The sequence below is a fragment of the Roseivirga spongicola genome, assembly GCF_001592965.1.
Lineage (GTDB): Bacteria > Bacteroidota > Bacteroidia > Cytophagales > Cyclobacteriaceae > Roseivirga > Roseivirga spongicola.
Genome location: NZ_LRPC01000028.1, coordinates 180005 through 205325, shown reverse-complemented (window position 1 = coordinate 205325; position 25321 = coordinate 180005). Strand labels below are relative to the sequence as shown.

21 protein-coding genes are annotated in these 25321 nt (G+C 40.6%); 13 read left to right on the top strand and 8 right to left on the bottom strand.

Going from position 1 to position 25321, the window contains the following annotated elements; translation table 11 throughout:
- Positions 1–84 precede the first annotated feature (84 nt).
- Complete coding sequence (locus tag AWW68_RS12920) at positions 85–750, bottom strand: SRPBCC family protein (protein ID WP_068221691.1); 666 nt, start codon at positions 748–750, stop codon at positions 85–87.
- A gap of 216 nt (positions 751–966) precedes the next feature.
- On the opposite strand from AWW68_RS12920, the gene AWW68_RS12915 reads away from it, so the two are divergent.
- From AWW68_RS12915 to mobA, 8 genes are all read left to right on the top strand, one after another.
- Positions 967–2328 carry an MATE family efflux transporter gene (locus AWW68_RS12915; protein ID WP_068221689.1) on the top strand — a complete coding sequence of 454 codons (1362 nt, stop codon included), beginning with the start codon at positions 967–969 and terminating at the stop codon, positions 2326–2328.
- Between the two features lie 84 nt (positions 2329–2412).
- Entirely contained in the window at positions 2413–4095 is a 1683-nt protein-coding gene (locus AWW68_RS12910) for a formate--tetrahydrofolate ligase (RefSeq protein ID WP_068221687.1), read from the top strand.
- A gap of 84 nt (positions 4096–4179) precedes the next feature.
- Positions 4180–4866: a helix-turn-helix transcriptional regulator gene (locus AWW68_RS12905; protein ID WP_068221685.1), complete on the top strand. Its 687-nt coding sequence runs from the start codon at positions 4180–4182 to the stop codon at positions 4864–4866.
- 1 nt (position 4867) lies between these two features.
- Complete coding sequence (locus tag AWW68_RS12900; protein ID WP_068221683.1) at positions 4868–5566, top strand: DUF3307 domain-containing protein; 699 nt, start codon at positions 4868–4870, stop codon at positions 5564–5566.
- Complete coding sequence (locus AWW68_RS12895; RefSeq protein WP_157717644.1) at positions 5563–5910, top strand: DUF7009 family protein; 348 nt, start codon at positions 5563–5565, stop codon at positions 5908–5910. The genes AWW68_RS12900 and AWW68_RS12895 overlap by 4 nt, the downstream gene beginning before the upstream one ends.
- A complete protein-coding gene (fdhD, locus tag AWW68_RS12890) occupies positions 5907–6707 on the top strand; it encodes a formate dehydrogenase accessory sulfurtransferase FdhD (RefSeq protein ID WP_068221679.1) in 801 nt (266 codons plus the stop codon). The genes AWW68_RS12895 and fdhD overlap by 4 nt, the downstream gene beginning before the upstream one ends.
- Positions 6691–8991, top strand: a complete 2301-nt coding sequence (locus AWW68_RS12885) for an FdhF/YdeP family oxidoreductase (protein WP_068221677.1) — start codon at positions 6691–6693, stop codon at positions 8989–8991. Before fdhD ends, AWW68_RS12885 begins: the two co-directional genes overlap by 17 nt.
- Positions 8988–9533 carry a molybdenum cofactor guanylyltransferase gene (gene mobA / locus AWW68_RS12880; RefSeq protein WP_068221675.1) on the top strand — a complete coding sequence of 182 codons (546 nt, stop codon included), beginning with the start codon at positions 8988–8990 and terminating at the stop codon, positions 9531–9533. The genes AWW68_RS12885 and mobA overlap by 4 nt, the downstream gene beginning before the upstream one ends.
- Positions 9534–9620: 87 nt before the next feature.
- Here mobA and gyrB read toward each other — a convergent pair whose 3' ends face one another.
- Both gyrB and AWW68_RS12870 read right to left on the bottom strand, forming a co-directional pair.
- Positions 9621–11579: a DNA topoisomerase (ATP-hydrolyzing) subunit B gene (gene gyrB / locus AWW68_RS12875; protein WP_068221673.1), complete on the bottom strand. Its 1959-nt coding sequence runs from the start codon at positions 11577–11579 to the stop codon at positions 9621–9623.
- Positions 11580–11686: 107 nt separating this feature from the next.
- Positions 11687–12052, bottom strand: coding sequence for a CoA-binding protein (locus tag AWW68_RS12870; RefSeq protein WP_068221671.1), 366 nt, complete (start codon positions 12050–12052; stop codon positions 11687–11689).
- A 97-nt stretch (positions 12053–12149) separates the two neighbouring features.
- On the opposite strand from AWW68_RS12870, the gene AWW68_RS12865 reads away from it, so the two are divergent.
- Positions 12150–13355, top strand: coding sequence for a thioredoxin family protein (locus AWW68_RS12865; protein ID WP_157717643.1), 1206 nt, complete (start codon positions 12150–12152; stop codon positions 13353–13355).
- A 212-nt stretch (positions 13356–13567) separates the two neighbouring features.
- On the opposite strand, the gene AWW68_RS12860 is transcribed toward AWW68_RS12865, so the two are convergent.
- Both AWW68_RS12860 and AWW68_RS12855 read right to left on the bottom strand, forming a co-directional pair.
- Complete coding sequence (locus AWW68_RS12860; RefSeq protein ID WP_068221667.1) at positions 13568–15145, bottom strand: NAD(P)/FAD-dependent oxidoreductase; 1578 nt, start codon at positions 15143–15145, stop codon at positions 13568–13570.
- A gap of 43 nt (positions 15146–15188) precedes the next feature.
- Positions 15189–16193 carry a formimidoylglutamase gene (locus AWW68_RS12855; RefSeq protein ID WP_068221665.1) on the bottom strand — a complete coding sequence of 335 codons (1005 nt, stop codon included), beginning with the start codon at positions 16191–16193 and terminating at the stop codon, positions 15189–15191.
- A 120-nt stretch (positions 16194–16313) separates the two neighbouring features.
- Between AWW68_RS12855 and AWW68_RS12850 the strand changes: the two genes are divergently transcribed.
- Positions 16314–17675, top strand: coding sequence for a sigma-54-dependent transcriptional regulator (locus tag AWW68_RS12850; RefSeq protein ID WP_068221663.1), 1362 nt, complete (start codon positions 16314–16316; stop codon positions 17673–17675).
- Here the strand turns inward: AWW68_RS12850 and AWW68_RS12845 are convergent, their stop codons facing one another.
- Positions 17676–18092: a response regulator gene (locus AWW68_RS12845; protein ID WP_068221661.1), complete on the bottom strand. Its 417-nt coding sequence runs from the start codon at positions 18090–18092 to the stop codon at positions 17676–17678.
- A 204-nt stretch (positions 18093–18296) separates the two neighbouring features.
- Between AWW68_RS12845 and AWW68_RS12840 the strand changes: the two genes are divergently transcribed.
- The 3 genes from AWW68_RS12840 to AWW68_RS12830 all read left to right on the top strand — a co-directional run bounded on the left by AWW68_RS12840 (position 18297) and on the right by AWW68_RS12830 (position 23469).
- Positions 18297–20690 carry a S9 family peptidase gene (locus tag AWW68_RS12840; RefSeq protein WP_068221659.1) on the top strand — a complete coding sequence of 798 codons (2394 nt, stop codon included), beginning with the start codon at positions 18297–18299 and terminating at the stop codon, positions 20688–20690.
- Positions 20691–20697: 7 nt separating this feature from the next.
- Positions 20698–22404: a gamma-glutamyltransferase gene (gene ggt / locus AWW68_RS12835; RefSeq protein WP_068221657.1), complete on the top strand. Its 1707-nt coding sequence runs from the start codon at positions 20698–20700 to the stop codon at positions 22402–22404.
- Positions 22405–22527: 123 nt separating this feature from the next.
- Entirely contained in the window at positions 22528–23469 is a 942-nt protein-coding gene (locus AWW68_RS12830) for a hypothetical protein (RefSeq protein ID WP_157717642.1), read from the top strand.
- A gap of 46 nt (positions 23470–23515) precedes the next feature.
- Here the strand turns inward: AWW68_RS12830 and AWW68_RS12825 are convergent, their stop codons facing one another.
- Together AWW68_RS12825 and AWW68_RS12820 are read right to left on the bottom strand one after the other, a co-directional pair.
- On the bottom strand, positions 23516–24037 hold the full coding sequence (locus AWW68_RS12825; RefSeq protein WP_084375680.1) for a hypothetical protein: 522 nt from the start codon (positions 24035–24037) through the stop codon (positions 23516–23518).
- 364 nt (positions 24038–24401) lie between these two features.
- Complete coding sequence (locus tag AWW68_RS12820) at positions 24402–25292, bottom strand: sterol desaturase family protein (RefSeq protein WP_068224106.1); 891 nt, start codon at positions 25290–25292, stop codon at positions 24402–24404.
- Between the last annotated feature and the right edge of the window lie 29 nt (positions 25293–25321).

Genomic DNA, 25321 nt, shown 5'->3' with positions numbered 1-25321 from the left:
GTCATTCCCGACCCAGTAGGGATTCCCAGTCGAGCTGGGAATGAGGAAATAGTATCTTTTAAGACAGTCTCTTTTTGTTAAAACTTATTCATTTCCTTTTACCAATACACCTCTGGCAGAGTTTTCCGGCCAAACTAGCGCATTAGCAGGTCTTTGCTTATTAGAAGCTATTTCTCTCAAGTTTTGAAATGTGCCATTCAACCTTTTCCGAATACGCTTAATGATCATTCTGTTAATGTTCACGACAGACTTTACATCTTGATAAACGCCTAAATAAGTAACCTTTACATGCTGTTCATCTATTTGCTTAAGCTTCCATTGGGCAGAATAGAAATCTACCTTATCGTAATCCTCATCTCTATCATAGTCTTTGATTTGTGTAGACTTGGTGAAAAGCATACCATCTTCAAATTGAACATCTACTTTAACACGCCCCGTTTTCTTGACAAAGAGCCAAGGTATGTTCACAAAAAAATCGAAGGTAAAAGAAGAATCGGCCTCACTTACAAAATGCATTTTGGAAGTACTCTCCCCTTCCACCCAATCATATCCATCTACATTGAGAATAAGATTCATCACCTCATAAATACTCGTATTTTCAATGATGAAATCGCCCCTCAACGCTTCGTAACCTTCTTCTAGCGTGTCTAGCTGAGTAATGCTTACTCCATCATTCTCCCAAACTTGTTGAGCTTGAATACTACCAGAAATAAAAAAACAAAGGAGTGTAAAGAAGACTGAAAATTTCATAGTTAAGGTTGAAAGTATTGAGTAAACCAATTTAGTAACTGATTCACAATTTGTTACAAGGCCACATCAAAGCTAAAATGAATTTGATAAGATATGGCCATTCACGTCTTTTATTTTGTTAAATCGTCAGCCAGTCGGCAGACCATTTATCTCAAAAAGCAAAAAGATGAAACTATTTCCCCTCAAATACCTTGTAAAGAATAGCTTTGTCAACTCATGAAGAGAAAACGGTTAGATTTAACTCAAGGCTCTATTTTGAAGGGGTTAATCTCATTAGCCCTCCCCATCATTGCAGCTAACTTATTACAAACTGGTTATCAATTAGTTGATGCATTTTGGGTAGGTCAGTTAGGTGCCAATGCTGTTGCTGCGGTGTCTGTCAGTTTTCCTGTCAACTTCTTGCTCATATCTTTGAGCTCGGGCTTCGCATTTGCAGGCACTATTTTGGTAGCGCAATATGCTGGTGCCAAAAACTTAAAAATGGTAAGCCATGTGGCCACGCAAACGCTTACCATGGTACTCATTATCTCCATCATTTTGTCTACCATCGCCTGGAACCTCTCTCCTTCTATTTTGAAGTTACTTGGTGTAGAAGAAGTGATCTTTGAAGATGCCAACATATTTCAACGAACCATTTTTGCTGGCTTAGTCTTTAATTTTGGCTTCATCATGTTTCAATCGCTCATGAGGGGTATTGGCGAAGTGAGAATTCCTCTGTACATCAATGCAGCCACTCTTACAATCAATTTCGCCCTAGACCCACTGTTTATTTATGGATGGGGGCCTATTCCGGCTTATGGTGTTACAGGGGCAGCAGTTTCAACATTGGTAACGGTAAGCTTATCGGCTTTTACTGGCATATACATACTCTGGAGAGGTAAAACGGACATTAAACTCTCTACCAAGAACTTTAAATTCGATATACCATTACTAAAAAAAGCCTTTAAGCTTGGAGCGCCTTCTTCCATAGAAATTTCGGCCAGAGCACTCGGGCTCACCATTATGACTGGTATTGCCGCCAAGTTTGGAACATCTGTTTTAGCTGCCTATGGCGTAGGCTCTAGGCTCATAAGCTTTGTAGTAATATTTGGCTTAGGCCTGCTGCATGCCTCCTCTACTTTTGTAGGGCAAAATATGGGTGCCAAGCAGGTAGAAAGAGCAGAAAAGGGGGCTACTTATGCCGCTTGGATAGGCTTTACTATACTTTCAATTATTGGCGTAATCTTTTTCTTTTCTGCCGAACCGCTAGTGAGAACATTTCTAGAGTCGTCAGACGATGTTGTTCAAATGGGTGTTGATTTCCTCAAAGTCACTTCGCTTGCATTTGGTTTTATGGGCGCACAATTGGCGTTGGTTGGTACTTTAAGAGGCTCTGGTAACACAGTAGACTCCATGCTGTTAGCCATTATTGGCATTTGGCTCATCCAGTTCCCCTTTGCATGGATTACATCAGAAATGCAGAGTTTTCAAGAGTTTGGGGTATGGTGGTCTTTTCCTGTTAGTTACGTAATTCCATGTATTCTCACTGTTATTTGGTTTAAAAGAGGCAAGTGGAAAGAAAAAACCTTGGTTAGTTAGTCATTAGTCCACCTTCATTGGTAAATTGTCTCAACTATAATAGAAAATAGAATTGGTCTTGCACCAATTACCAATGATTAACTTATGGAGAAAAAACATCTGAGCGATATTGAAATCGCACAGGCTGCAGAAATCAGACACATCAACACCATTGCAGCCAAACTCAACCTAAACGAAGATCATTTAGAACATTACGGCAAGTACAAAGCTAAGCTTCCGCTTTCGCTATTGAATGAAGAAAAAATAAAGGAAAGCAATCTTATTTTGGTTTCTGCCATGACCCCAACACCTGCTGGTGAAGGTAAAACCACTACATCTATTGGTCTTACGGAAGGCATGAATAAGATTGGAAAGAAAACGGTAGCAGTATTACGAGAGCCTTCTTTGGGCCCTGTTTTCGGAATTAAAGGTGGCGCTGCTGGTGGTGGCTATTCTCAGGTTATTCCAATGGAAGATATAAATCTCCATTTTACAGGAGACTTTTCGGCTATTGAAAAAGCCAATAATTTACTTTCAGCATTAATTGACAACAATATTCAGAGTAAAACCAATAACCTGAATATTGACCCTAGAACTATTGTTTGGAAGCGCGTAATGGATATGAACGATCGTTCTCTGCGCCAGATTACAATAGGTTTGGGCGGTACAGCCAATGGAGTACCAAGAGAAGATGGTTTTAACATTACTCCTGCTTCAGAGGTAATGGCTATTCTTTGTATGGCCGAGAGTTTTACTGACCTTAAAGAACGTTTAGGTAACATTTTCATTGGCTATACTTTCGATAAACAACCAGTTTTTGCCAAAGACTTGAAGGCAGAAAATGCGATGGCTATTCTCCTGAAAGACGCCATTAAGCCTAACATGGTACAAACCTTAGAAGGAAACCCAGCCATTATTCATGGTGGGCCATTTGCTAATATCGCTCAAGGCACCAATACGGTTATTGCCACTAAAATGGGGCTTTCCTTAGCAGATTATGTAGTAACAGAAGCTGGCTTTGGTGCAGATTTAGGTGCCGAAAAATTTCTGAATATCAAATGTGTTTCAGCTGGTTTAAAACCGAAGGCAGTTGTAATTGTAGCTACTATTAGAGCATTACGCCATCATGGCGGAGCTAAATCTGAAGAATACAATACACCTTCTGTTGAAAGAGTAGAAAAGGGTTTTGCGAACCTTTCTAAACATATCGAAAACATTCAAAAGTTTGGAATTAGTCCAGTAGTAGCCATTAACGCCTTCCCTTCCGATACCCAAGAAGAGATTCAGCTAATTCAGGAGAAGTGCCAAGACTACAAAGTAAAAGCTGTGGTGGCGAATGGTTGGGCCGAAGGTGGCGCTGGAATGACTAACTTAGCCGAGGCTGTTGTAGATGCCGCAAACGCTGACGATAATGAGTTTAAACCGCTTTACGACTGGAAGAAGCCGATTCAAGAGAAAATCGAGACCATTGCTAAAGAAATTTATGGGGCAGATTCTGTAGACTTCTCTAAAAAAGCTACACTTCAAATGAAGCGTATGGAGAAACTTGGGTTCGACCAAATGCCGATTTGTATGGCAAAAACTCAGAAATCTCTTAGCGACAACGAAAGTTTGCATGGCAGACCTGAGGGCTTTGAAGTTAGTGTTCGTGAGTTTGAGTTTGCAGCTGGAGCCGGATTCATTATCCCTATTCTTGGTCAAATGATGCGTATGCCTGGTTTGCCAGCCGTTCCGGCCTCTGAAGGCATGAGCATTGATGACGATGGAGTAATATCTGGTCTCTCTTAAAGTCAGAAGAGGCTATAATTAGCCATTATAGCTTATTTCACCTATAAATACTAAATATAGTCTTATTTACCTATATTTGAGTTTATGAAGTATACTGTTATTTCTGGTGATATTATAGCCTCTTCTAGTATTGACTCTAAGGAAAAGGGAATTCTGGAAAGCCAACTCCAAGAATTCCTATCACAATTGAAGGCGGATTACGATGTTTTCAGTAGAATTATCAAAGGTGATTACGTTGAGTGCGTTGTACCTAATTCTGGAGAAGCCTTAAAGATTGCACTAGCCATTAAGTGTTTCATTAAATCGTTACCTATAGAAAAAGTCTTATCAGAAAAAGAAAAAAATAGATTCAAAGCCTTTAAAACCTACGGTATCAGATTGGCTATAGGATATGGCGAATTAAGCCGATTTGATGCCCAAAAAGGCATAATTGATGGAGAAGCCATCTACCTCTCTGGCAGATGGATCACTGAGAACTCAACCCACAGCAAACAACGAATTGTGGTAAAAAACACCCTGCAATTTCTTTCTAATGATGACAAGTTGAACCGAGGCTTTGAGCCATTGCTGATGCTATTAGACCTTACTATTAACAAAGCCACAAGCCGTCAGTGTCAAATAGCCTATCTGAAGCTCTTAGGCAAGTCTGAAGAACAAATAGCCTCCGACCTTAGCATTAGCCAACCAGTTGTTAATCAACACTCTACATCTTTAGGTTACAATGCTATAGAGTCGGCTGTCAACTATTTTCAATACACCATAACTGAATGATATGGCCTTTGGACAACTCTTTTTACTTCAACTCATAGCCCATATACTGACTGACTTCTATTTTCAAACAGGAAAATCAACCAAAGAGAAGTTCGAGAAGGGTGTTAAAAGTAAATACCTCTACTGGCACATCATCATTACTTTTGCACTATCGTGGGCATTGTCATTTCAAGTTAACTTTGTCTACATATCGGCCATCATAGCCTTTACCCATTTCTTTATTGACCTAGCCAAAAAGCCAATAACAACACTAAAGCCTATAGGGGCTTATGCCTTTTTTATCGATCAGCTTCTGCACATCATCATTATTGCCATTGCGGTTGACTGGTTTACTAGAAACGAGGTTCTAGACCCTGTTTTCGAATTCAACCCCAAAGTCATTCACCTAGTGCTGATATATTTAATTGCGCTCAAGCCAGCCAACATCCTAATAAGAGAAGTATTTAGGGCTTACAGCATTAAAACCCCAGAGGCAAAAGACCTACCCAATGCAGGAAAACTGATAGGAAACCTAGAAAGAGTGCTCATTATAACTTTGAGTTTAGCAGGACTTTTAGAGGCCGTGGGCTTTTTAATAGCAGCTAAATCTATATTGAGATACAAAGACACAGACAATTTAAAGACAGAATACGTTTTAATCGGAACGCTCTTGAGTTTTGGCACCGCCACCCTCTTGAGCCTATGGTATTTATCTACATGAAATTAAGAATAAACGGAAATAGCATCAGACTAAGGTTAACCCCAGAAGAGGTTAAGGCAGTGTCTTTAGGCGAAAGAATACATACAACATGCAAGCTTTTAAACGGACTCTTTTCTTATGAATTGAAGCCAGAAACAGATTGGCATGCTGAAATTTTAGGAACGAATATATCAATAAGTCTCCCTATTGCTGAAGCCTCTGGCTGGGCAGAAAATGATCAGGTAGGTTTTGAATATCGCTTCTCTAATGGATTACTGGTTTTGATAGAAAAAGACTTTCAGTGCCTGCATCCGCGTGATCATGAAAATGAAGATCACCTCTACCCTAACCCTGAGCAGTTGTGATTCAGACAAGAAAAATAAAACGAGTAGACTCATTTACCGAAGTGGTAGAAGACTCAATTGCTATTGAAGAACCTTTGGAGATTTCAATGAAAAAGGAAAGCGAAATCACAACCACCAAGGTCTCCATAACCATGCGCACACCTGGAAACGACTCTGATTTAGCACTGGGCTTTTTGTTCACCGAAGGAATTCTGACAGACTTCAATGACGTGATTAGCGTAAGTGAGTTTGTAGAAAATGAAATTCTAATTACCCTAAAAGACAGTGCACAAATTGAAGTTGGGCAAATTGATAGAAACTTCTACACCACCTCTAGCTGTGGCGTTTGTGGCAAAGCATCTATAGATGCTATTCATACAGTAAGCTCTTTCGATATCGATAACTTCGACCTTACAGTAAAAAAAGAGGTGCTCTATGAATTACCTGCAAGCCTTCAACAATACCAGACCACATTTAATCAGACAGGAGGAATTCATGCCGCAGCTTTGTTTACAAACGAAGGCGCTTTGATTTCCTACCAAGAAGATGTAGGCAGGCATAATGCCTTAGATAAGTTGATAGGTGAAGCCTTTACAAAAGGCCAATTGCCACTCCGCAACAACATACTACTGTTAAGTGGAAGAGGTAGTTTTGAACTTTTGCAAAAAGCCGGTATGGCAGGAATACCAATAGTTGCCTGTGTTGGTGCACCTTCTAGTTTAGCTATAGACTTAGCAGAAGAACAGGCCATTACCCTAATTGGGTTTCTTAAAAAAGATAGATTTAACTTATACAGCCGATATGAGCGAGTCCAATAAAGAAATTAAGGTTCAACCACCCGAAAAATTCACCGGTCTTAAATTCGATGGCCCAAAAGAGTCATCTGTTGGCAAGGCGGCAATAGGTTCTGCCATGGGGCAAATGGCCAAATACATGAAGCCTGCAGATGCTATTAAACTGAGCCTTAAGATTAACCAAAAAGGTGGGTTCGACTGCCCAGGCTGTGCTTGGCCAGATCCGGACGATGACCGCTCAAGCATTGGAGAATACTGCGAAAATGGTATTAAAGCCATTGCAGAAGAAGCTCAGAAGAAAGCACTGACCAGTGAGTTTTTCTCTAAATATTCAGTTCAGGAAATTTCAGAGCTTTCAGATTTTGAAATGGGCAAAACGGGTCGGCTTACTGAGCCCATGTTTTTAGATGAAGGCTCTAGCCATTATAAATCAATAAGCTGGACGGAGGCTTTTCAACTCATTGCCAGAGAACTAAACCAGTTGAATTCTCCAGATGAAGCTCTTTTTTACACTTCGGGTAGAACTTCTAATGAAGCAGCCTATTTATACCAGCTCTTTGTTCGTGCATATGGCACCAACAACCTGCCAGATTGCTCCAATATGTGCCACGAATCGAGCGGAGTCGCGCTTTCCGAAACTGTAGGAATTGGCAAAGGGTCGGTTACACTTCAAGATATTCATGAAGCTGAAGTACTTATTATCATGGGGCAAAACCCTGGCACCAACCACCCCAGAATGCTTTCCGCTATTGAGAAATGTAAGGTGAATGGCGGCAAGGTGATCTCAGTAAATCCATTGCCAGAAGCAGGACTCATAAAATATACCGATCCGCAGAGCCCGAAGCGCATGCTTACTAACGGCATCAAGATCACCGACCTATTCTTACCCATCAAGATTAATGGCGATGTAGCTTTTTTGAAGGCGTTGATGTATGAGTTGCATAAGATGGACATCGATCAAGGTGGAGATTTAATTGACTACGACTTCATTGAAAAACACACCAACGGTTATGAAGACTTTATAAAAGCAATCAGCCAGATTGATTATATGGCATGTCTCAAGCAATGTGGACTAGAGGCAAAAGATGTTAGAGCTGCTGCCAAGATGATTGCCCGAAAAGAGAAAATCATAGTTTGTTGGGCTATGGGGCTGACTCAACATGAAAATGGGGTTGATAATATCAAGGAGGTCGTTAACCTTCTACTGATGAAAGGAGCCATCGGTAAACCTGGTGCTGGCACCTGTCCTGTTAGAGGACACAGTAATGTACAAGGCGATCGTACTATGGGCATTTGGGAAGCTCCAAAAGACTCTTTCCTCGATAAACTAGATGAAGTTCACGGAATCAAATCGCCAAGAGCACATGGTTTGGCAGTTGTTCCTGCGATTAACGCCATGCATGAAGGAAAGGCCAAAGTGTTTTTCGCCATGGGCGGAAACTTTCTTTCAGCCACTCCAGACACTGACTTCACTGCAAAGGCTCTCCAGAACTGTAACCTGACGGTTCATGTAAGTACCAAGCTGAACAGATCTCATGTAGTTCACGGAAAGAAAGCCCTTATTCTTCCTTGTTTAGGTAGAACAGACAAGGATATTCAGAATGGCCAAGAGCAGTTTGTGAGTTGCGAAAATTCAATGGGTGTGGTTCAAAGTTCTCAAGGGGTTTTATCACCTCCTTCTAAGCACCTACTGAGTGAAGTAAGGATTGTAGCCGAGTTAGCTAAGGCTACTTTGAAAAACTCTAAAATCGACTGGGAAGGCTTAGCTTCTAACTATGACAACATTCGCGCAGCCATTGAAAAAGTGATTCCAGGCTTCGAACAATACAATGAGAAAGTAAGAAAGCCTGGTGGATTTTATCTGCCGAATGGCGCTAGAGAAGGCAAGTTTAACACCACTTCTGGAAAGGCCGAATTTACCGTAATTGACCTACCAAAACATGAGTTGGCAGAAGATGAGTTTGTGATGATGACCATCAGAAGTCATGATCAGTACAATACAACCATTTACGGGTTGAACGATAGATATCGTGGCATTTACAACGAACGCAGGGTTGTAATGATGAATGAAGAGGACATGCGAGACAAAGGCTTCAAAAAAGCTGATGTGGTTAATCTGACAAGTCATTTCAACGGAGTTAAAAGAAGAGCCAACCAGTTTATAGTGTTGCCTTACCCAATCCCGAGAACCAATGTTGCCACCTATTTCCCTGAGGCAAATGCATTAGTACCGATAGATTCGTTCTCTAGAAAAAGCATGACGCCTGCCTCAAAAATGGTTAGGATAAAGATTGAAAAAGGAGAATGAAGAGTGTTCATGGCTTGATACTCTGTGGAGGAAAGAGCACTAGAATGGGACAAGATAAAACAAGTGTTATGCTTCAGGGCAAGCCACTTCTCACCTATTCCATTGAGCTATTCGCATCGTTAAATATAGACTTTCATCTTTCTGTCAATCCTAACCAAAAGGAATTGATTGAAAACTATCCATCTGTTATTGACCAGTTTGAAGCAGTTGGTCCCCTAGGAGGAATTCTTACAGGATTAAAGTCCATCGGAAAAGACTTATTGATCATCCCTGTGGATATGCCTCAACTCACTAAAAATCTGCTTTTGAAGCTTGTTGATGCCTTCGGAAACCATGAACTGGTGCGTTGCTTTCAACGCAATGGGCGAATTGAGCCTTTTCCATCTTTATGGAAATCGGAAGCTACCAGTCTCCTGAACGAACTCTTAGACGAGAGGGAGCTTTCACTTCAGAAGTGCATCACCAGACTCCCACATCACTTGTCAGATTCAACTGATTCTGAAGTATTCAGAAACCTCAATTATCCTGAAGATCTAGGTTAAGACTAAAGTTACTGGTCTGACCAGTTGAAATGAAAAAGCCACTTCCAGTTTCCTGAGAGTGGCTTTTCTGTTTATAGTTAGATAGTATTAAATATCTACTTTAGCATACTTGGCATTCTTCTCAATGAACTCGCGTCTTGGAGCAACTTCATCGCCCATCAACATAGAGAATAAATGATCTGCTTCAGCAGCAGATTCAATAGTAACCTGTTTTAAGCTTCTAGACTCAGGGTTCATTGTGGTTTCCCAAAGTTGCTCAGGATTCATTTCACCAAGACCTTTGTATCGCTGTACAGCAACTGAATCTTCTTTACCATCTTTCGCCATTTCCATGGTAAACTGAGCACGTTGTTGCTCATCCCAGCAATAGCGCAACTCCTTACCTCTCTTTAATAAGTACAATGGAGGAAGCGCGATGTACAAATAACCAGCATCGATCAATGGCTTCATGTATCTAAAGAAGAAGGTCAGAATCAAAGTTCTAATGTGGCTACCATCAATATCGGCATCGGTCATGATTACGATTTTATGGTAACGCAACTTCTCCATATTCAGCGCCTTTTCGTCTTCTTCCGTTCCGAAAGAAACTCCAAGGGCTGTGATCATATTCTTAATTTCCTCGTTATCGTAGATTTTGTGCTCTTGCGCTTTCTCTACGTTCAGAATTTTACCTCTTAAAGGAAGAATTGCCTGGAAGTGTCTGTCCCTTCCTTGCTTTGCCGATCCACCTGCAGAGTCACCCTCCACTAGGTAAAGCTCACTAATGGTAGCATCTTTAGAAGCACAATCGGCTAGTTTACCTGGCAAACCAGAGCCACTCATCACGTTCTTACGCTGAACCATTTCACGCGCCTTTCTGGCTGCGTGACGCGCTTGGGCAGCTAGCACTACCTTAGCAACAATCTGTCTGGCACTTTTTGGATGTTCCTCTAAATAAGTACTCAAAACATCACCTACTGCCGATTCTACAGCACCTGTAACATCTGAGTTACCAAGTTTAGTCTTGGTCTGACCTTCGAATTGTGGTTCTGCTACTTTTACTGAAATAACAGCTGTAAGCCCTTCTCTAAAGTCATCACCACTGATTTCAACCTTCACCTTATCTAATAGACCTGAGCGGTCGGCATAAGCCTTCAACGTTCTTGTAAGGGCTCTTCTGAAACCAGAAACGTGCGTACCACCTTCAATGGTATTAATGTTGTTCACATAGCTAACCACATGCTCGGCATAAGAAGTATTGTAGCTCATGGCTACCTGAACAGGGACCTCATTCTTCTCACCTTCAATGTAAATAGGTTCTTCGATTAAGGTTTCTCTAGATTCATCTAAGTACTGAACGAATTCTTGAAGTCCACCTTCAGAGAAGAATGTTTCTCCCAGATAATTTCCATCATCATCCTTATCTCTTTTATCTGTAAGATCAATCTTAATACCCGCGTTCAAGTAAGAAAGCTCTCTTAAACGAGAGGCTACAGTGTCGTATTTATACTCTGTAACGGTGAATATTTCTGGGTCTGGATAGAAGTGAACAATAGTTCCGTTCACATCTGTCTTGCCAATTTCTTTAACATCGTATTGAGGAATACCTCTAGAATACTCTTGCTGATATACTGTTCCTTTTCTGTGAACTGTAGCCACCAATTTGTGAGAAAGTGCATTCACACAAGAAACCCCCACACCGTGCAGACCACCAGAAACTTTATAAGTGTCTTTGTCGAACTTACCACCAGCGTGAAGAACAGTCATAACCACCTCAAGCGCAGATTTTTTCTCCTTAGGGTGAATATCCGTTGGAATACCTCTACCGTTATCCTCTACAAGAATGGAGTTATCTTCTTCAATAGTCACTTTAATATGGTCGCAATGGCCAGCAAGTGCTTCATCTATTGAGTTATCTACAACCTCCCAAATCATGTGGTGAAGCCCTTTAATTCCGACATCACCAATGTACATAGCAGGGCGTTTTCTTACTGCCTCTAAACCTTCTAAAACTGTAATATTACCCGCTGAATAGTCCTTGTTTGCGTTTGGTTTTTCCTCGCTCATATATATCTCTAACAATATTTAGAGGGCACATTATTCAAAACAGATAGATTGAAAAAAGATGGGTGAAATGTGCCCCAAAACAAAGCACGAATATAAGCAAAAAAATGCTAGTAAACGCCTACTGAAAGCATAACTAATGTACAGGCTTCGAGACATTCTATACCCTGAGCTTCAGCAAGTTTTTTAAGTTCCTGATTTTCAGTACCAGGATTAAAAATAATGCGCTTAGGACTCAAAGAAAGTAGGTAGTCATACCACTCTGACTGTCGTTTGGAGTTGATGTATAATGTGATGGTTTCAACCCCTTCAATTTGTGGTTTATCATAAATATTTAAGATACTCTTACCTTGCACTTGCCCCTCTGTAATCCCCATAGGAATGAACTCATGATCACGTTCATTCAACATTTGAGCCGCTTGTTGCGCATACTTATAAGGCTTTGGCGTACTGCCAATTATTACCGTCTTTCCCATTAACCAATATTAACACCAATGAAACTTAAGAACACTGCCGATTGTATAACAATAACTAACTTTGCAATCGTTAATGTTTGAAACAGCTATAAATTCAATGAAAGTTCAATTTTCTATTTTTCTGCTTTTAATAGGCTCATGGTTAAGCGCCAATGAGATTGAAAGCCTCAAATTTACAGAGGTTACTAATCAAAAGCAGTGGGACGAAGTTTTAAAAGAAGCTTCGGCAAATGGACAATTGCTTTTTATTGACGCATATACCGACTGGTGTGGCTATTGCCATAAACTTGATAAGGAAGTTTATACGGACAAAGATGTTATTGGCTACTTTGAAGAGTACTTTATCAACGTTAAGTTCGATGCAGAATCGGACTTTGGAATGCAACTGGCCGATTTTTATGGAATAGACAGCTACCCAACACTTCTGTTTCTTACACCAGAAGCAAAAATTTTCGATAGAATTGAAGGCTTTGTGCCAGCCAAAACTCTACAGGCTTATGGCGAACAAACACTGAATGATTGGGCCGTATTGCCTTTGCTAGAAGAGTCTTACACCAATGGCACTTTAGAAAGAGAGTCTTACCTAGAATTTATTGGCATACTGGAAAGAACCAACCCAGAAAAAGCTGAAATGGTGGCTACTGCCTATGCCATTAACTTTACTGAGGAGGATTATCTGGATGTTGAAAACATCTGGTTTCTAACTCGGTTTGAGAACGGTCTAGACTCTCAACACTACAAGTACATTACTGCCAACAAGCAGAAAATGATTAAAACTCATGGACAAAGTGAGTTTAACGATTATTTGAGCGGAGTATATAACGATAACCTCATATTGGCCATAAAATATGGAGATAAAAACCTAATGAGCAGGTTGACTCAAGAAGTTCTCCCTCAGTTTGTCCCAGAAGACGAACTACCAATGGCTCAATACATTACAGAATCGATTTACTACTTACAAAGAGAAGAGTTAGACAATTATAAGCTGACGGTTAACAGCTTTATGAATAACCACCTTTCTACCGATGAAAAGCCTGATTTCATTATCTCAACCACCGTAGAGATTATTGAAAACTACGACTTTGAAGAGCTTATCTCTTTTTCTGAAACACTCCTTTCACAGGCCATAGATATAGACGAAAAGAGGTTTGAAACTCATGCCTTATTCGGGTACATCAAAGGTCTACAGGCCAACTACAAACAGGCTAATGAATCATTAAATAAAGCCAAAGCACTAGCCTTAACAGAAGAACAAAAGGCTTTTGTAGACAACCTTAAAGAAGCTGTTAAAATGATGCAGTAAATACAGCTAGAAGTCGGAAGCACGAAGCTTGAAGCTTGAAGAATAATCCACCCTCGTTCACTTCTCGAGGCTTCAAGACAGGATATCGACAAATTCGAGACCTCTTTAAAATAGAAATGCGAGAATCTTTATTCTTAACCTTTTAGGATTGGGGCAAGAATTATGTTCGAATGTCTATTGTCTATCAACCAATGTCTAATGACTATTGACTATTAACCAACCTTCCCGTAAGCCTTAATCAACATATCTGCGCATTTTTCCCCATCCATGGCTGCTGAAAGTATTCCACCTGCATAACCAGCACCTTCTCCGCACGGATAAAATCCTTTAATCTGCACATGTTCACAAGTCTCTTTGTCTCTAGGAATTCTGACAGGCGATGAAGTTCTACTTTCCACTCCCACAATCTGCGCTTCATTAGTGTAATAGCCTTTCACCTTTTTACCAAAAGCCTTAAAAGCGGTCCTCAATCGCTCGTGAACATGGTCAGGCAGCACGTCATTCATAGAGATACTCACCAACCCAGGTTGGTAGGAAGTATCATTAAGTTGAGAGGAAACTTTGTTGTTCACAAAGTCAATCATCCGTTGTGCCGGAGCAGCCTGAGTTTGACCAGCCACCTCAAAAGCCCTTTGCTCTATCTGCTTTTGGAACTCCAATGCAGCTAAAGGCCCATGCTTGGCAAAAGCCTCAAGATCTTCTAATTCAATTGCCGTTACAATCCCAGAATTGGCATATTTAGAATCGCGCCTAGACGGACTCATACCGTTCACCACAATCTCACCAGGTGCAGTGGCCGCGGGCACAATAAAGCCTCCTGGGCACATGCAGAAACTAAAAACTCCCCTTTGCTTTTGATCAAAATAGGTTTGATGAACTAATGCATATGAACTAGCTGGTAGCCAAGGACCTCTATCAACTTCACAGTTATATTGAATCTTATCAATGAGCTGCTGAGGGTGTTCCACCCTTACTCCCAAAGCGAACGGTTTGGCTTCAATGTAAATATTCTTCTTGTGCAGCAGTTCGAAGATATCCCTAGCAGAGTGACCTGTAGCCAAAACAACCCCTAAGCCTTCCACCTTATTACCATCTTGTAGTACTACACCCTTCATTCGTTCTCCTTCGAGAAGAAAATCGGTCACCTTAGTATCGAAAAGGATTTCACCTCCTGCATTTAAGACAGACTCACGGATCTCCTGAACTACTTTAGGTAGTTTATTGGTACCAATATGCGGATGAGCATCTACTAGAATTTCTTCAGTGGCTCCATGTGCTACCAATATCTCTAGCGATTTCTGAATATCGCCTCGTTTCTTAGATCGGGTATAGAGTTTTCCGTCAGAATAAGTCCCTGCCCCTCCTTCTCCAAAGCAGTAGTTAGATTCAGGGTTTACAATATGCTCTTTGTTGATAGCAGCAAGGTCTCTCCTACGTTTTTGCACATCGCTACCTCGCTCAATTACAATCGGTTTATAGCCTAACTCTATGCACCTAAGTGCTGCAAACATTCCTGCCGGGCCAAACCCAACAATCACCACTTGCTCAGCATGAGTTACATTAGGATAGTCTCTTTTGTAGGAAATTAATGGAGGCAGGTCTTCCTTGATGGAAATCAAGGCTTCCATATTGACTTTTACATTTCTTGAACGAGCATCGATAGAACGTTTTGTAGGCCTTACTTGGACATCAGATTCTCTAATCCCTGACTTCTTAAGAATGGCTTCTTGTAAAAGATCGGTATTGAACGCCTCCTCTGGTCGAAGGGTAACTTTAATTGTCTTCTGCATATTGGTAGAGTATTTATCTCTAAAGTTTCGCGAAGCAAAAATACTATTTATCTAGAAGAGCTTTAGCAAAGTCTGTCACTAAATAACTGAGTGATTTTCCTACCATTATTCGTTGCATTTCATTTGTAGGAGCCCCTTCTGTTAAGTGCAAATAAGATGGGTTTAAGCTCTTTACGCACTTTCGCACAAACAAGCGAGCTTGCTCCATAGAGAATCCGGTTGGAGAAATGGCCGAAGTTGGCATCATTCTAATAGCATCTAAATCTACCTCAACACCACACTCTATCAAATCATCTTCAACAAATGAAATAGCATCTGCTAAATTCTCTTCCAGATATGTGATATTTTCTAAGAATGAATACTTTACCTGTTCATCGGCATCCATCGCTTTGAGCATATTCTCATTGTTGTAAGACTGGTGCAAGCCAAAAGCAAAATACCTATTCAGACACATTTTTTGCCTAGCATATGAAAACGGATTACCACTATGCCTACCCTCTAGCGCTCTAAAATCGCAATGCGCATCTAGGTTAATCACATTCACTTTTTTCTTAGCAGACACTGCCGAAACCCCTTTTATAATTGGGTAAGCATTATTATGCCCCCCGCCAATCACTATTGGTATGAGGCCTTGAGCCTTCACCCTTTTTATCACTGGCTCTACCAAATCGTCAATCTCTTCGCATAGCAAGTGTAGCTTCTGCATGTAGTAATCTGAGCTATCGTTCAGCAGCTCTGCCTTTTCTTGAATCTGCTCTACATCTACTGCTCCTAGCACCACAAACTCTTCTCCCGATAGAAATCGGTTACTTTGAGAATTTAAAAAATAAGAGAGGAACACTTCCCACCCATTCTGTGCACCAGGCCTACCTAAATTACCTAAAACGCCTACACATTCTGGAATACCAATGATACAAAATCGAGCTTCTTTTTTGATCTTCTCAATTTCCGACTCCCAAGATTTACTTGCAAAAAATGCCTTCTCACCAATTCGGACCTCACCTTTTCTAGTTTTGAGAAAGTGTGCTGGGTTAACTTCAACTATCATTTATTGTCTGTATGGGATTTTCCACTAAAAATAGTCAAAAAGGAAGTTGGCACTCCGTATATTCGCTATTGAGATTGTTAAATAATTTTTACTTTTCATTTTCCAACCATATAGATAAGAATGAATTACGTACCTGAGAGTGTTCGCATTTTTGTGGTCGAAGACGACCCGCTTTACATGAAACTAGTTCGGTACATTGCAGAGTTAAATCCAGACCATATTGTACATTCTTTCGAAAATGGAAAGTCGTGTTTAGAAAACCTGCATGAAAACCCAAAAATCGTAATCCTTGATTATAGTCTTCCAGACATGACTGGCAAGGATATATTAATGGAAATAAAGAAATACAACCCTGATATTCAGGTAATTGTAGTTTCTTCTCAGGAAAGCATTAATACGGCAGTTTCTTTACTTAAGCACGGAGCTTATGACTATATCACTAAAGATAATGAAACCAAAGACCGCTTATTAAACGCCATTAATAATGCCAAGAGATTCGATTCACTGACAAGCGAAATCAATGCTTTGAAGGAAGAATTGAATCAGAAGTATGAGTTCGATAACAGCATTATTGGTGAAAGCCCTGCTATACAGCGGGTTTTCAAAATGATGCAAAAAGCGGTAAAAACGAACATTACTGTATCTATTACTGGAGAAACTGGAACTGGAAAAGAGGTAGTAGCAAAAGCCATTCACCACAATTCAGACAAAAAATCTAAGCCTTTTGTAGCGGTAAATATTGCGGCAATTCCGGAGAACCTAATAGAAAGTGAGCTATTCGGACATGAAAAAGGAGCGTTTACCGGAGCAATAGCGAGAAGAAAAGGCAAGTTTGAAGAAGCCAATCAAGGTACACTTTTCTTAGATGAAATTGGTGAAATGGATATTAACCTTCAGGCCAAACTACTGAGGGTATTACAAGAAAGAGAACTCACTAGAATTGGTGGTAATGAAGTGGTAAAATTCGATGTACGCGTAATTGTAGCCACACATAGAAACCTTGCTGAAGAAGTAAAGGCAGGGAATTTTAGAGAAGATCTCTATTATAGGCTTTTAGGAATTCCTATCGAACTCCCTCCTCTTAGAGACCGTGGACAAGACGTAATTTTAATAGCGAAACATCTACTGGGCAACTTTGCCAAAGAGAACAAACTAGGAAATATCAAGCTGAGTAAAGAAGCACAGAATAAGCTTATATCCTATCCTTTTCCTGGCAATGTAAGAGAACTGAAGTCTGTAATAGAATTGGCTGCCGTAATGTGTGAAGATAAACTCATTGAAGTTGAAGACATTACATTTAACAGCTTACAAAAAGAAGGGCAATTCTTGTTTGAAGAGATGACCTTGAGAGACTATACATTTAAAATAATCAGGCACTTTTTAGATAAATATGACAACAACGTATTGCTGGTAGCTAAAAAGCTAGACATCGGGAAGTCCAGTATTTACAGGTATTTAAAAGAAATGGAAGGAGAAGAATAATCAGCCAATTCTTGAGCAAAAGGCTTCCTCTATTTTTAGGTATAATTCTGCCGGAACTACTGGTTTCGGCAGACAGCCAAAGTAGTTCTGAAAATCTAATTGGAGTTCATCATTTTTTTGAACTGTAGAACTCATCACTATTACCGGAATCTGCCTGTATTCTGGGATATCGTCCAACATCTCAATGAGTTTAAGGCCATCTAACTCAGTCATTTCAATATCGGTGAGGATTAAATCTTGAGGATCACTATCCTCATTAAGAATTGTGAAGGCCTCCCAACCATCAGATACAACTTTCAGGTCGTAAAGATCCTTTAAATGAAAACTAACCAGTTTTTGCATCCCTGGATCGTCTTCTACAATTAGTATCTTTTTTCTTCCGTTATTCACTCTGGCACCAAAAGCAACCTTAATCATGCCATAATATTTCTGCCTAATAAAAGTGGCTCATAAGCAAAAAAATGTAAGATGTACTTTCTACCACACCATCGCTAAAGACCAAATCGGGACAAAAAGTCTTAAAACGGGACTTCATTATTTATTGCCTCTCGACATATTTCTCAAACAGGTTATTTGCATTTTAAGTATGTTTGACCATTACCTTAAAATCTAAATAGAGACATGAGAAAGATCGGACTATTCGGTTTATTACTACTGTTTGCTGTTTATGCTTCGGCTCAAACCAAGCCTTTAAGCCAGCTTACTGTTGAAGAGATTATGCAGGCTCCTGAAAAGTTTATAGGAACCTCTCCTTCGCGTGTTAGCTGGTCGAAAGACAGCAAAAACATCTTCTTTTACTGGGATCCAGACGGAAATGGCGAAGTATCAGCCTACCAAATAAGTAAAGACGGTGGAACACCCGAAAAGATAGACGACACTAGTGAAGGCTGGCCTTCTAACTATGAGTTTAACCAAGACAAAACTAAAATTGTATATACAGAAGGTGGAGATATCTACATTAAAGAATTGAAGTCTGAGAAGGTTAGTCGCCTTACAGCTACCAATGACAGAGAAACCAATCCGAGCTTTCATAAAGAGAATGTAATCTCATTTGTAGTTGAAGACAATCTATTCACAATCAATACAGAAACTGGATTAATCACTCAGCTCACCAATTTTATTGTAAACTATGGGCGTGAAGATGAATCTCCCAGCCGAAGAGGTGTAGGTAATGGTAACTCAGGAAATAGAATTCAAGATTCTTGGCTGAGAGAAGACCAACTGAACACTTCAGAAATAATTAAAGAGAGAAGAAACAGACCAAGAAGAAGTTTCAGAGGTTTTGGTTCTTTCGGTAGCTTCGGTGATAACGACAATCGCGATGCCGTAGAGTTACCCAACATCAGAAGCCTTCAACTATCACCTGATGGTAGGTTTGTTAGTTTTTCGGTATACAATTCACCAGAAAATGGAGCTCAGAACACTATTGTCCCTAATTACGTGACGAATTCGGGTTACACCACAGATATCAACGCCCGATCTAAAGTAGGTGGTGAACAAGGTTATTCTGAAATAGGAATTTATAGCGTTTCAGGAGATAGTGTTTACTACCTAGACAAAATGCAACTTCCTGGAATCACTGATCTGCCTGACTATACTAAAGACTATCCGGACAAAGAATGGATAAAAGAGCCTAGAAAGGTTTCTGCAACCACAACCCTATGGTCTGGCGATGGCAAATATGCAGTAGTTCAATTCAGTGCAGATGATAATAAAGACAGGTGGATTATGAGACTAATCCCTGAAACTGGCGATTTGATTACAATAGACAGACAGAGAGATGAGGCATGGATTGGCGGGCCTGGCGTAAGCGGTTTCGGAGGTACTTTTGGTTTCCTTCCAGATAACAAAACCATTTACTTCCAGTCAGAAAAAACAGGATACTCCCATCTATATACTCACGATATATCTACTGGCACCACCAAACAACTAACCAGCGGCAACTACGAGGTTTACCAACCTAAACTTTCTAGCGATGGCAAAAAGTGGTACTTCACTGCGAACATGAAGCACCCAGGTATTAAGCACTTTTACTCTTTACCTCTAAACGGAGGAAAACCCACTCAAATAACTACACTAGACGGAGGAAACGAAGTAACCTTATCTCCCGATGAGAAAAGTATAGCTATTGAGTATTCTTACATAGACCAACCTACTGAGCTTTATGTGATGGATAATAAACCAGGTGCTAAAGCCAAAAAGCTAACCGAAAGCTTAAAAGAAGGCTTCAAAGCTTATGACTGGCACCAACCAGAAATCATCACCTTCAAAGCAGAAGATGGAGCAGATGTTCATGCAAGACTTTACAAACCTGAAAACCCTAATGGAGCAGGAGTAATTTTTGTTCACGGAGCGGGCTACCTACAAAATGTACACTACTGGTGGAGTACTTATTTCAGGGAGTTCATGTTCAACAATATGCTGATGGCCAAGGGTTACACTGTACTAGATATTGACTATAGAGCTAGTTCAGGTTATGGTAGAGACTGGAGAACTGGAATTTACCGCCATATGGGAGGAAAAGACCTTTCTGACCAAATAGATGGAGCTAAATTCTTGATGAATGAGCATGGTGTAGAGGCCGGAAGAATTGGAATGTACGGTGGTTCTTATGGAGGTTTCATCACTCTATTTGCCATGTTCAAGCATCCAGATGTAATTAGTGCTGGTGCAGCCCTTAGGTCAGTGACTGATTGGGCTCATTATAATCACGGCTACACTTCTAATATCCTAAATACTCCTGTAGAAGACCCAATTGCTTATAAGAGAAGCTCCCCTATTTACTTTGCTGAAGGCTTAGAAGGTGACCTACTCATTGCTCATGGAATGGTAGATACAAATGTGCATTTTCAAGATGTTGTCAGACTAGCTCAAAGACTTATTGAGTTGGGCAAAGACAATTGGGAAATGGCTCTTTATCCTGTAGAAAATCACGGGTTTACTGAGCCTTCTAGCTGGACAGACGAGTATAAGAGAATATTCAAACTGTTTGAAAACACCATTGGTAAAAAGTAATTAAAGTATGAAGAAGGCAGCATTTATTGCAGTTCTACTGCTCCTTGTTTTTTCATGTGAGCAAACCACTCAACAAAAGCCCGAAGGCAAAAGAGGCTTAGTTGTTGACAAGGCCATGGTGGTTTCGGCCCATCCGCTGGCATCTGAAGTGGGTAAAAACATTTTGAAACAAGGTGGAAATGCAGTAGATGCTGCCATTGCTACTCAGTTTGCTTTGGCCGTTGTATATCCTGGGGCTGGCAATATTGGAGGAGGCGGTTTTATGGTAAGCCGCATGGCCAATGGAGAAACTGCCACGTTAGATTATCGAGAAAAAGCACCCTTAGCAGGAGGTAGAGACATGTATCTGGATGACAACGGTGAGGTAATTCCTAACGCAAGTGTAAGAGGACATTTAGCAGCTGGAGTACCAGGAACCGTAGCAGGATTAGAGGCTGCTCACAAGAAATACGGTAAGCTAAATTGGGCCGAATTGGTACAACCTGCTATAGACATAGCCGCTAATGGCTGGACACTTACAGCAAGAGAAGCCCGTGGTCTAAATAGTAATAGAAAGGCATTCATGGAGTATAATACCATAATGCCAGACTTCTTCTTGGCGGAAGAAGGAAACGAATGGAAAGAAGGTGACACGGTAAGCATTCCTGAATTAGCTGCTACCCTAGCACTCATAAGAGACAATGGTAGAGATGGTTTTTATAAAGGAAAAACCGCTCAACTTATTGTTGAAGAGATGGAAAGAGGCGATGGGCTAATTAGTCTTGAAGATTTAGAAAAGTATGATGCGGTTTGGAGAGAACCAATCACTGGAACCTATCACGAATACGGGTTCATTTCTATGCCACCTCCTTCTAGTGGCGGCATAGCTTTGACACAACTTTTCAACTCAGTCGAAGACTTTAACCTTAGCGAACTCGGGTTTCATTCAGTAGCAGCAATTCATGCTATTGTGGAGGCAGAGCGTAGAGTTTATGCAGATAGATCCAAGCACTTGGGAGATATGGACTTTTACAATGTTCCCCTAAACGGACTGTTGGAGAAGAACTACTCTACTCAGAGAATGAGCGATTTTAATCCAGAAAAGGCAACCCGCAGTGCGGCTATTCAAGCCGGTAGCCCTGCTGGGTATGAGAGTGAAGAAACCACACACCTTTCTGTGGTAGACGCTGAAGGCAATGCCGTTTCGGTAACCACCACTTTAAATGGAGGAATGGGTTCAAAAGTATTTGTTGGGGGCGCTGGCTTTTTACTTAATAATGAAATGGATGATTTCAGTATTAAACCAGGTGAGCCTAACATGTACGGATTAGTTGGTGGCGAAGCCAACTCAATTGCTCCTGAAAAGCGCATGCTAAGTTCTATGACCCCAACCATAGTAACCAAAGATGATAAGCTTTTTATGGTGGTAGGAACCCCTGGTGGCTCAACCATTATTACTTCGGTTTTTCAAACAATATTGAATGTGGTAGATTTTGGAATGACCATGCAAGAAGCTGTCGATGCACCTAGGTTCCATCATCAGTGGCTGCCAGATTTAGTTCGCTATGAAGGAACAGGTATAGACAGTGTTGTGGTTGCTAAACTTAAAGGCATGGGACACGACATGAGAGGAGGTAGCACCATTGGAAGAGTTGATGCCATTTTGGTATTGCCTGACGGTCGCCTAGAAGGCGGAGCCGACCCTAGAGGAGACGACACGGCTGACGGTTTCTAATCCCCTGTTTTAAAAACACTTACATTTTTTATCTTTAGCATCATGCGCAGCGTGATGCTTTTCTTTTTTATGGCAATACCCTGCTGGGTTTGGAGTCAACTCCCCTCCTTTGAGTCTTCTCACTTGCAAAATATTTGGGTAGATAAAAGCTTAAAGGGTTCTCCAGAGCAGTTCTCAATATTAGAGTACAACTATGACCCAGAAGCTGCACGATTGGCCAAGTCAGCAATCACTAAGCATTATTTCTACTCTTCTGGTAAGCTGGTTAAAATTGAATTTAGAAAAAGTGGGACACCGGAAATAACCTATGAGTATGATACAAGAGGAAGAATTATTGAACAAATAAGGAAAGGTGATTTTGAGAGTATTCCTCGGATAGCTTACCATTATGACGACAACAGCCTCCTTTCCGAAGAAGTGATCTACCGCTTAACAGGAACGGTTCATTCCAAAACCAGATTGAGGTATAATGACAAAATGAAATTAGTTGCCAAGGAAGAATTTCAAGGCATTGATAGACTTACCAGATATTGGCTCTACCACTACAATGAGCAAGACGATCTAGTTTCTGAAGAATACTTCGACTTGGCATCTACACCATCATCTAACATTAATTATAAAGCAGTTAAGTCTACTAGCCGCACTAAATTAGTTCATGAATATGATACCGCATTTCAGCCTAGGCGAATTCAAACCTATAAAAACGATTTACTGGTTACATCAACCCGTTTTCATTACGCACCAGACTCAGTGGTTAAGGAAACCACCTATTTTCAATCTGCCGAATGGCCAAGTGAAAAACATGTAGAGATAAATCATGACTCAGCCAGAGTTTTAATCAAAGGGTTTTACAAAACTGGAGACACTACCAGTTTCAGGTCGAGATTCAAAGAAATCTATGTAGATAACGACCTAATAGAATACGAATCTCGCACATTAAGAGGTACTTATGTAGACCGCTACGCTACCTTTTATGAATATGATCACAAAGGCAATTGGATCAAAAAAACTACTTACTCTAATGGCATCACAATAAAGGTTGAAGAGCGTAAGATAAGGTACTGATTCTACCGTTACAGGATGGATTACATCTTGCACAAAAGAAAGAAACCTACCTGTTTCTTAAATACCTCTCTGGGAGAGGAAACGCAGCACTTTCCCCCATCCAAAAGACAGAAACGATAAACCAACGATCTGTTCCCTTCAGCAGCTGAATACTGTTGATACCCCTAGCGAAAGGCTTTTCATCGCTTTCATTTCTTCGCGATTCATAGGTAGAAAACACATGTGCAATAGTGCCATACTGTTCCACTTTTCTTGCAATCTCGATTTCAAAAAAGCCATCTCGCTCTAAACTTACTCCAGCCTGATCAATATACTCCTGAACAGTCCAAGTTCGGTACCCCACCTCTCCAGTTTGTGGATTTTTCCCAGTTGGCATTAACCTTCCTTCTGGAACAAACAGGCTTTTCATTCTATCCCAATCGCGCTTCTCTCCTGCCGGGCCTGAAATAACATCATAAAGAGCTGCTAAAATAGCGTCCATTGATTCTACATCTTTTGGATTTACATCCTGAGCATTTAGTTGAAGCGTTGAGGCTACGAGAGTCAAAAGGAAGAATAGTCTTTTCATTGCTAAAAGTTTTAGAGTAATGAAGATAAGATTTTTGATTTGGTACAGGGCGAAATGTGTATGACTTATAACGAGGTGAAAGTTGCTAAAGGTATTGGGTCATGGGTATTGAGTAATGAGATAAACAGTCCTCTCTTTTTCATTCTGAGCGCAGCCGAAGAATCGGCCAAGATTTATTTTAGGCAGATCCCTCGCTCACTCGGGGTAGAAACGTGCTGACACCTGATTCCTTATTTCTAAGGGGTTCCTAAGTATTGTAAAGTCCAGTGCATCCTATGCCTGTGAATAGGATTTATCTCTGCGGTCGAAATGACTTAGAGAATCAACACTCTCTGGGAGTATCTCAGTAAGCATATTGCAAAATTCAGTACCTCTTCCTAAAACCATGCGTTATTTGCTGCCAGAAAGTTTTTGGAAACTTCTTTACCCCGGGAAAGCCAAGCTTTATTGATTTACCTGAGTAAGGTATGTAGGCTGTTCCAAAAAGATAGTCCCATATGCTAAGTGTAAGCCCAAAGTTCACTCCATACTTTCGGTCTTCCGGAAGATCATGAGCATGGTGCCACATATGCATATTGGGGTTATTCAATACGTATTTCAAAGGCCCTAAGCGAACCTTAATATTTGCGTGATTCCAATGGCCAATGGCAAGGGTGAACATGTGAACGAAGAAGAAATCATCAATTCCGAAACCAATCATGGCCAGTGGTAAATACTCAATAGTTCGGTACACCACCGTTTCCATCCAGTGATAGCGCAAATGAGCAGCAAAACCCATCTGCTCTACGGAATGATGTACTTTATGATATTCCCAGAGCCTTGGAGAATAATGCAACAATCGGTGGGTCCACCATTGAATAAAGTCACGAATTATAAAAAGAGTAAACAGTTGCAAAAGAATAGACCACGAACCAATTTCCAAAGCGACCACGTTGGTCAAGCCAAATAATCCAAGAAAGTCGTTGAAAGCGTTTACAAATACTTCCGAAAGAGCATTAAAAAGTATGAGTGAAAAAAGAAAGAAGTTGAAGAACATGTAAAATGCATCTAGCCAAAAGTCTTTTCTAAACTTTGGCTGATCTTTTCTCCACGGCCTTAGCCATTCCCAAGTGAGAAAAAGCAGCGAAATAAGAATAAGTGCCCAAAAGTAATTTTGCCACCAAGGTTTATAGTCATATTGAAAGCTTATCTCTTGCCACAAATAGTTGGCATAGCCTTCATACGCATTTCTTATAATTTCAATATACCTCTCCACAAAAAGCAGCTTTGAACCAACCACTAAAA

What these genes read in the sequence shown, in the direction of transcription:
- AWW68_RS12870 (WP_068221671.1), bottom strand. Translation starts at nt 12,052, where the DNA reads ATGGGAAAGACGGTAATAATTGGCAGTACGCCAAAGCCTTATAAGTAT.
- mobA (WP_068221675.1), top strand. Translation starts at nt 8,988, where the DNA reads ATGAAGAGTGTTCATGGCTTGATACTCTGTGGAGGAAAGAGCACTAGA.
- AWW68_RS12895 (WP_157717644.1), top strand. Translation starts at nt 5,563, where the DNA reads ATGAAATTAAGAATAAACGGAAATAGCATCAGACTAAGGTTAACCCCA.
- AWW68_RS12855 (WP_068221665.1), bottom strand. Translation starts at nt 16,193, where the DNA reads ATGATAGTTGAAGTTAACCCAGCACACTTTCTCAAAACTAGAAAAGGT.
- AWW68_RS12920 (WP_068221691.1), bottom strand. Translation starts at nt 750, where the DNA reads ATGAAATTTTCAGTCTTCTTTACACTCCTTTGTTTTTTTATTTCTGGT.
- AWW68_RS12840 (WP_068221659.1), top strand. Translation starts at nt 18,297, where the DNA reads ATGAGAAAGATCGGACTATTCGGTTTATTACTACTGTTTGCTGTTTAT.
- AWW68_RS12825 (WP_084375680.1), bottom strand. Translation starts at nt 24,037, where the DNA reads ATGAAAAGACTATTCTTCCTTTTGACTCTCGTAGCCTCAACGCTTCAA.
- AWW68_RS12915 (WP_068221689.1), top strand. Translation starts at nt 967, where the DNA reads ATGAAGAGAAAACGGTTAGATTTAACTCAAGGCTCTATTTTGAAGGGG.
- AWW68_RS12900 (WP_068221683.1), top strand. Translation starts at nt 4,868, where the DNA reads ATGGCCTTTGGACAACTCTTTTTACTTCAACTCATAGCCCATATACTG.
- AWW68_RS12845 (WP_068221661.1), bottom strand. Translation starts at nt 18,092, where the DNA reads ATGATTAAGGTTGCTTTTGGTGCCAGAGTGAATAACGGAAGAAAAAAG.
- AWW68_RS12885 (WP_068221677.1), top strand. Translation starts at nt 6,691, where the DNA reads ATGAGCGAGTCCAATAAAGAAATTAAGGTTCAACCACCCGAAAAATTC.
- AWW68_RS12865 (WP_157717643.1), top strand. Translation starts at nt 12,150, where the DNA reads ATGAAAGTTCAATTTTCTATTTTTCTGCTTTTAATAGGCTCATGGTTA.
- AWW68_RS12860 (WP_068221667.1), bottom strand. Translation starts at nt 15,145, where the DNA reads ATGCAGAAGACAATTAAAGTTACCCTTCGACCAGAGGAGGCGTTCAAT.
- AWW68_RS12910 (WP_068221687.1), top strand. Translation starts at nt 2,413, where the DNA reads ATGGAGAAAAAACATCTGAGCGATATTGAAATCGCACAGGCTGCAGAA.
- AWW68_RS12905 (WP_068221685.1), top strand. Translation starts at nt 4,180, where the DNA reads ATGAAGTATACTGTTATTTCTGGTGATATTATAGCCTCTTCTAGTATT.
- ggt (WP_068221657.1), top strand. Translation starts at nt 20,698, where the DNA reads ATGAAGAAGGCAGCATTTATTGCAGTTCTACTGCTCCTTGTTTTTTCA.
- AWW68_RS12850 (WP_068221663.1), top strand. Translation starts at nt 16,314, where the DNA reads ATGAATTACGTACCTGAGAGTGTTCGCATTTTTGTGGTCGAAGACGAC.
- gyrB (WP_068221673.1), bottom strand. Translation starts at nt 11,579, where the DNA reads ATGAGCGAGGAAAAACCAAACGCAAACAAGGACTATTCAGCGGGTAAT.